This is a genomic window from Flavobacterium sp., assembly GCF_044348915.1.
Classification (GTDB): domain Bacteria; phylum Bacteroidota; class Bacteroidia; order Flavobacteriales; family Flavobacteriaceae; genus Flavobacterium.
In genome coordinates this window covers 1-7,113 of record NZ_JBIKRX010000114.1, presented here as the reverse complement: position 1 = coordinate 7,113, position 7,113 = coordinate 1, and the positions used below count along the sequence as shown (strand labels likewise).

The following is a 7,113-nucleotide window of genomic DNA, read 5'->3' as shown; positions in this document are numbered from 1 at the left end:
TTGGATTAGCAGTTGGATTAGCACTTGTAGCATCAGAAAGTCCAGTTATTGGCAACCACGCATAAGTAAATCCAGTTACAGCAGCTTCACCTATAGCAGCACCATCTGTATTATCAGTACAAGTTTTAGTGAAAGCAGTTCCAGCCTCAGCTACCACAGTTGCATTATTTACCGTTACAGTTACCTCGTCAGAGTCTTTACAACCAGAAGCGGTATTTGTTTTAGTTACGGTATAAGTAGTAGTTACGCTTGGATTAGCAGTTGGATTAGCACTTGTAGCATCAGAAAGTCCAGTTATTGGCAACCACGCATAAGTAAATCCAGTTACAGCAGCTTCACCTATAGCAGCACCATCTGTATTATCAGTACAAGTTTTGGTAAAATCAGCACCAGCATTGGCAACAGGCACAGTTCCTAAATTTACAGTCGCCTGAGCACTTGCAGTAACTTTTTTGTCTCCGACGCCATTACCATCTGTATCGGCATCTCCAGTAGCATTTGCAGTATTTTTATAATTTGCTGCTGTTAAGTCAGCTTGTTTAATGTTATAAGTTGCATTATAAATCCACTTTTCACCTACATCCAGTCTTCCATTAGTATTTGAGTCACCACTAGCATAAGTTGGACCTGTGGTTGCAGTTGCATCTGTAACTACCGGATTAAATACTGTAATATTACCATTGTTGGTAAGTGTAATTGTATAAGGAATAACATCGCCAACAGAGCAATAAGTTGTCTTAGTTGCTACTTTTGTTAATGATATTGCCGGGTTTTGTTCGGCTGTGATTGTTGCGTCATCACTAATTGAATACTCAGTTGCGGCGATAAAACCTTTTGCAATTGCAGTGTTCAATTTTTTTCCGCTATTTAAGTCAGCTTGTGTAATATTATATGTGGTGGTGTAGGTTTGGCTAGCACCGGCAGCCAATGTTGGAATTGTTGGAAAAGTCAGATTTAGTGTTGGATCCGTTACCGTAACGTTTGTTAAAGGTAAATTACCAGTGTTTTTAACTGTAAAAGTATAGGTAATAGGTTGTTCTACGGAGCTGTAGGTTAATAGGTTAGCGGTCTTAGTTAGATTTATTTCCGGTATCCAGGCATCAACAGCCATTGCTAAACAAAAAATGGTATAGGTGTCCTGCTCTGAACCATACTTGAATGTAGTTGCAGTTTGATTGTTTTTAATAACAGAATTGTTTGGATTAGCAATATCAAACATACTAATATCCAACCCAAAATTATTGGTGTCATCTGGGTTTCTTGGGTTTTTTACATTGTCGGTATTACTATAGATTGAACCGTTAAAGAAATTGGTTGTCGAATTACCCGGATGCGATAAGTCAACATAGACCTCTGGGTTGGTTGAATGTTTCAATATTCGTAGATAATCCTTAGGTATTGACCTGTCTCCCTCGCCAGCCATTACTCCTAATTTCATATTAACAGCGCCTATTTCAGTTGTTTTGAAACCGTTCACGGCAATGTTATAATCTGCAACTACGTTGCCTGCCACATAGGCGTATCCATCAAAAACAACGACATCACGAAATTTCATATTGTCATTTTCATAAACAACAAGTAAAGCCCAACCACCATAGTATCCAGTACTATCAGTTGGATCAGCTTCCCGCAACGCAACATTTGCTACAGTATATGTTCCATTTTTATTTGTTAGATTTTGAATAAGGCTTGTCACGTCTTTAAAAGCTACGTACATATTGCCATTTGTTCCTCCATTCGGGTATCGAATATCGTTCGCATTGGCAGTAATTTCCTGGTAAGTTGAAGTTCCTGGAACTTTTAATTTAATCTTTGTTTTATTTAAAGTTACGGTTCCAACAGTAAATTGTTCAGGACTGTCTCCGGTATGTGCACGTCCTGTCCAATATAGCCCAGCAAATTTAATTCTAGCTTGGGATGGTATTGCTCCATTTTCACTTGAAAACACCAAATTAGCCGAGGATGAATTTACAGTTGTATTGTCATTATCAATATCAACATAATCCATATTTGCATTATTGTTATTTCCATCAACTGGATTTCCGCTAACTGTAATGTTGTGGTTACCTATCAACGTAAAATCACCTTGAATTCGTTCTACAGACTTACGAGCTGTAAAAGTTTTTTCAACCTGTGCAGTGGCCAAATTTGAAAACGAAAGTAAAACTAAGATGATTAAAAATGATCTAACTATTTTTTTCAAAAATAAATGTTTCGTAAAATTTTTCATGACGCTTGTTTATAAGGTTTACATAGGAGTTATTATTCTGAAAACAATAGTTGGATTTACATTTTCAGATGTCAAAAACATATTTTGAATTTTTGACGATTGACATTGTAAATTACCTTCGTTTTCTGGACAAACCTCAATAGATGAGACTATCAGTATGTATTTCATTTTTCCTAAATGACTCAATTTTGACAAATCAATCTTGCGATTTAAATCTGAGTTATCATTCAGTTTAATTTTAATAAGTTCAATTGACGCAAACTTTGAGTTCGGAATGTACAGTTGATTTATTGAATTTAAGTCAACAACAATCACGTTCATTGCCGATTCTGCATCAAATTCAATCTTGCTATCGTGAATGGCAATAGTTGATTCTTCATTAAAAAGTGACTGAAAATGCGTTTTTTCGGTATAGCCACTCTCAGTTTGAAATTTATCAAGACTTTTAATGTTTTGAGCTGAAATGTTTACAACTGAAATAGTAAAGACCAATATAAATAAAACTCGATTTAAGGTTAAATAGAACTGATGTTGAACTGAAATTAAATTGCTTGGTAAAGAAACAATTTGATTTAGAGTAAATTTTTTCATAATGTCATTATTTAATATTATTAAACTGCTATGATATTTTTTATAAATGTTAAAAAGCATAATTCGGTATGCTAAATTAAATCCGATTTTTCATTATTGTACTTTTATTCTACCAATTACCTAAATAGTCGTTGAAATGACGTTTTTATAATTTTCAACCCGTTTTTTTGTGCTGAAAAATCTATTTTATTGATGCTATTCAACAATATTTTTTGATGCTATTTGTTAATTTTTTTAATAATCTAAAGCCTTTTTATGAAGGTTATAATTACTAATTTAATTCAAATCTAATTTAAAAAGTAATAGCTCCGACAAAAAAACATCGATAAAATGCAAAAAAACACTGTTTAAATGCATATTTACATAGTTATATATGTATAGTATTACAAAAAAACAAATTATTTATAACTTCAAACGAATGTTAATATTGACCTGATTATTATTAGTATTGTATTTTCATAAATACAACTGTATTTTAACTAAAATTTAGTTCCGAACTTTCCAAAAAAAGACCAATTTTTAAATAAATAGTATGAAATTTGTTTAATCACATTACACATTAGTTTAAAATTATAAAATAGAGCCCATGAAAAATCTAATTCTTATTCGACACGCAAAATCTTCTTGGAATACTCCCGTGCAAGATTTTGACAGATTATTAGAACAACGAGGAAGAGAAGACGCCTATTTGGTTGCTAATTATTTTGTGAAGTTCTTGCCTTCTAATTTTGTAATTCATTCTAGCTCAGCAAGGAGAGCCCGTGAAACAGCTGTAATTTTTGCAACGACGGTTTTATATCCAGTTGAAAGTATCGTTTTAAGAGACAATCTTTATACTTTTGATGCAAATCAATTAGAAAGGGTTATCAAATCTATTTCTAATGATTTCGATAAAGTTATTCTTTTCGGACATAATGATGCTATTACAAATTTTGTTGATAAATTTGGAGACATTTTTATAGATAATGTACCCACAGCTGGTTTAGTTTGGCTAGAATTTGAAACCGACAGTTGGGCAGGAATAGCGAAATGTAAAACGATAAAGACAATATTTCCCAGGAATTTAAAATAGAAAGCGTGCACAAATACAAATACATAGAACGAGAAAAAAGTTGGTTGAACTTCAACGCTAGGGTATTGCAGGAGGCTGCAGACGATACTGTGCCTTTATTGGAAAGACTCCGTTTTTTAGGTATTTTTTCCAATAATCTTGATGAATTTTTCAGAGTTCGTTTTGCTGCAATCCGACGATTAAGTTTGTCAGGAATATCAGGAAAAAACCATTTTGGTGGCATCTCAACGCATCAATTATTGAAAGAAATTACCCAAATTGTCATCAAACAACAAGCCGAAAGTTTAAAAATTCTGCACACGATTGAAGCAAAACTCGAAACCGAGAACATTTTTATTATTGATGAAAATCATATTTCGCAGGAGCACGAGTTGTTTTTGAAAGACTTTTTTATCCAAAAAATTAGCCCAGAATTGATAACCATAATCTTAAATGATTTAGCAGAATTTCCTGTGCTGAAAGATTCAGTTGGTTATTTGGCAGTCAAATTGGTAATGAAAAAAAAATCAGAAGTGCATTATGCATTAATTGAAATCCCTACTACTATCAACCGATTTGTTGTTCTGCCCTCAAACGACGAAAAACAATTTGTGATTTTGCTAGACGATGTAATACGACATCATTTGGGAAGTATTTTTAATATTTTTGATTGCGAAAGTATCTCGGCTCATATGGTCAAAATCACTCGTGATGCGCAATTAGAAATGGATAGTGATTTGAGTAAAAGTATGCTCGAAAAGATCGCTTCTAGTGTAAAAGATAGAAGAATTGGTGAACCTGTGCGTTTTATTTATGATGAATTAATTGAACAAGACACCCTAAAATTCATTCTAGATAAAATGCATATTATCTCTTCGGATAGTATTATACCTGGAGGGAAATACCATAACAGACGAGATTATATGAAATTTCCAAACCTTGGAAGATTCGATTTGTTATACAAAACCAATCCGCCTTTGCCTGTTCCAGGTCTAAATCTGGAAGGAAGTATTCTCGAGAAAATTAGTAGAAAAGATTATCTAATACATGCCCCTTATCAGTCGTTTTCGTATCTAACCAAGTTTTTGCGCGAGGCTGCGTTAGATCCAAAAGTGCTTACAATTAAGATTACCTTGTATCGATTGGCCAAAAATTCGCAGATTATTAGCTCACTTATAAATGCGGCTAAAAATGGGAAGAAAGTTACCGTTCAAATTGAATTGCAAGCTCGTTTTGATGAGGCATCCAATATATCGTACGCCGAACAGATGCAGACTGAAGGTATTCAGCTAATTTTTGGTATAAAAGGGCTGAAAGTACATAGCAAAGTTTGTGTCATCGAAAGAATCGAAGATGATTCTGTCAAGCGTTATGGCTTTATTTCAACAGGAAACTTCAACGAGCAAACGGCAAAAATATATACAGATGTCACTCTGTTGACAAGCCATCAAGGAATACTAAAAGATGCGAGTAAAATTTTTGAATTTTTTGAAATTAATTACCGATTGTATCGTTACAAACATCTGATTGTTTCTCCACATTACACCAGATCTCGTTTCAATAGGATGATTGATCGTGAGATTGTTAATGCGTCTGCTGGTAAAGAGGCCTATTTAAAACTAAAAATGAATAGTTTATCTGATTTTGAACTGATTGATAAATTATACGAAGCAAGTAATGCTGGGGTGAAAATTCAACTCGAGGTAAGAGGAATATGTTCCTTAATTCCCGGAATTCCTGGTATGAGCGAAAATATAGAGGCTATAAGTATTGTTGATAATTATCTTGAACATTCCCGAATATACATATTTGGCAATGCAGGAGATCCTGAAGTTTATATTTCATCTGCCGATTTTATGACCAGAAATTTGGATGCTAGGGTCGAAGTTACTTGTCCAATTTATGATGAAAAAATAAAAAAAGAATTGATTGATATTTTTGATATCGGTTGGAAAGGAAATGTAAAAGCACGCTTCCATTCCGAAAAATTGAACAATAAATATAGAGTTCGCAAAGGATATGAGCCTATTTTTAGAGCTCAATTCGAAACTTATAATTATCATCAGAACAAAGTAGAAGCAATTAATGCAAATGTTTAATCTTAAGTATTTCCAAAATATAAAATTATGCTGAATCCAATTGCGATTAAACCAATTCAGGACACCCTCAATATAAGAAAATATGCTGCAATTGATATTGGGTCGAATGCAATGCGTTTACTAATCACTTATATTGTCGAGCAGGAAGGAAAAGAAGCTCAATTTAATAAAAACTCCTTAGTTCGTGTGCCAATTCGTTTGGGACAAGATTCCTTTACGGTCGGAGAAATTTCAGAAGAAAATATCGATAGAATGATAGATGCAATGAAAGCATTTCGGCTTTTGATGAAAGTGCATAAAGTTGAAAAATACAAAGCACTAGCTACATCGGCTATGCGCGAAGCTTATAATGGTCAAGAAGTAGTCGAAATTATCAAAGAAAAAGCGGGAATCGATATCGAAATTATTGACGGAAAAAAAGAAGCTATTATTATCGCTTCAACCGATTTACATCATCTTTTGAAATCGGACAAAACCTATTTATATGTAGATGTTGGTGGTGGTAGCACCGAATTTTCTTTATTTGATAATGGAAAAATTGTGGTTTCAAAATCATTCAAAGCAGGAACGGTTCGTTTTTTGAATAAAATGGTTTGTGATGTGGTTTGGCAAGAAATGGAAAAATGGATTAAAGCAAGCACTAAAGAGTATGACGAAGTCATTCTTATAGGTTCAGGTGGTAACATTAACAAATTATTCAAAATGTCCGGTAAATTGCAAGACAAACCGATGTCCTATATTTATTTGAATTCCCAATATACATTCTTAAATTCATTGACCTACGAACAAAGAATCTCCGAATTGAGTTTGAATCCTGACCGTTCCGATGTAATCATTCCAGCGACGCAAATCTATCTCAATGCCATGAAATGGAGCGGCGCCAGAAATATTTATGTTCCTAAAATTGGACTATCCGACGGAATTGTAAAAGCGATGTATTACGGGAAGATTTAGAAAGACTATTTTTTTTGTGAGTTAGAAAAAAAAAATAATTTCATAATTCAAAAAAAATAATACGTAACTAATCAGTTTATAATTCAAACTCAAATTTAGCTATTATTACCAATGCTTCCAATACATTTAGGCCATTTTTTATAGTTGTATCAATGACTGAGCGTATTTTAGCAAAGTTTTGTGCTGCA

The 7,113-nt window shown here is 33.4% G+C and carries 4 protein-coding genes and 1 pseudogene; 3 read left to right on the top strand and 2 right to left on the bottom strand.

The window, feature by feature from the left end; genetic code table 11:
* Positions 1 to 2,203, bottom strand: a pseudogene (locus tag ACIQ1E_RS13215) (hypothetical protein); the annotation flags it as partial.
* A 45-nt stretch (positions 2,204 to 2,248) separates the two neighbouring features.
* On the bottom strand, positions 2,249 to 2,821 hold the full coding sequence (locus ACIQ1E_RS13210) for a hypothetical protein (protein WP_396171782.1): 573 nt from the start codon (positions 2,819 to 2,821) through the stop codon (positions 2,249 to 2,251).
* A 586-nt stretch (positions 2,822 to 3,407) separates the two neighbouring features.
* Between ACIQ1E_RS13210 and ACIQ1E_RS13205 the strand changes: the two genes are divergently transcribed.
* From ACIQ1E_RS13205 to ACIQ1E_RS13195, 3 genes are read left to right on the top strand one after another with little or no spacing between them, the layout of a single operon-like run.
* A complete protein-coding gene (locus ACIQ1E_RS13205; protein WP_396171781.1) occupies positions 3,408 to 3,893 on the top strand; it encodes a SixA phosphatase family protein in 486 nt (161 codons plus the stop codon).
* 5 nt (positions 3,894 to 3,898) lie between these two features.
* Positions 3,899 to 5,971, top strand: coding sequence for a polyphosphate kinase 1 (gene ppk1, locus ACIQ1E_RS13200; protein ID WP_396171780.1), 2,073 nt, complete (start codon positions 3,899 to 3,901; stop codon positions 5,969 to 5,971).
* 27 nt (positions 5,972 to 5,998) lie between these two features.
* Positions 5,999 to 6,925 (top strand): Ppx/GppA phosphatase family protein, encoded by a 927-nt coding sequence (locus tag ACIQ1E_RS13195; RefSeq protein ID WP_396171779.1) that lies wholly within the window; start codon positions 5,999 to 6,001, stop codon positions 6,923 to 6,925.
* Positions 6,926 to 7,113: the final 188 nt, after the last annotated feature.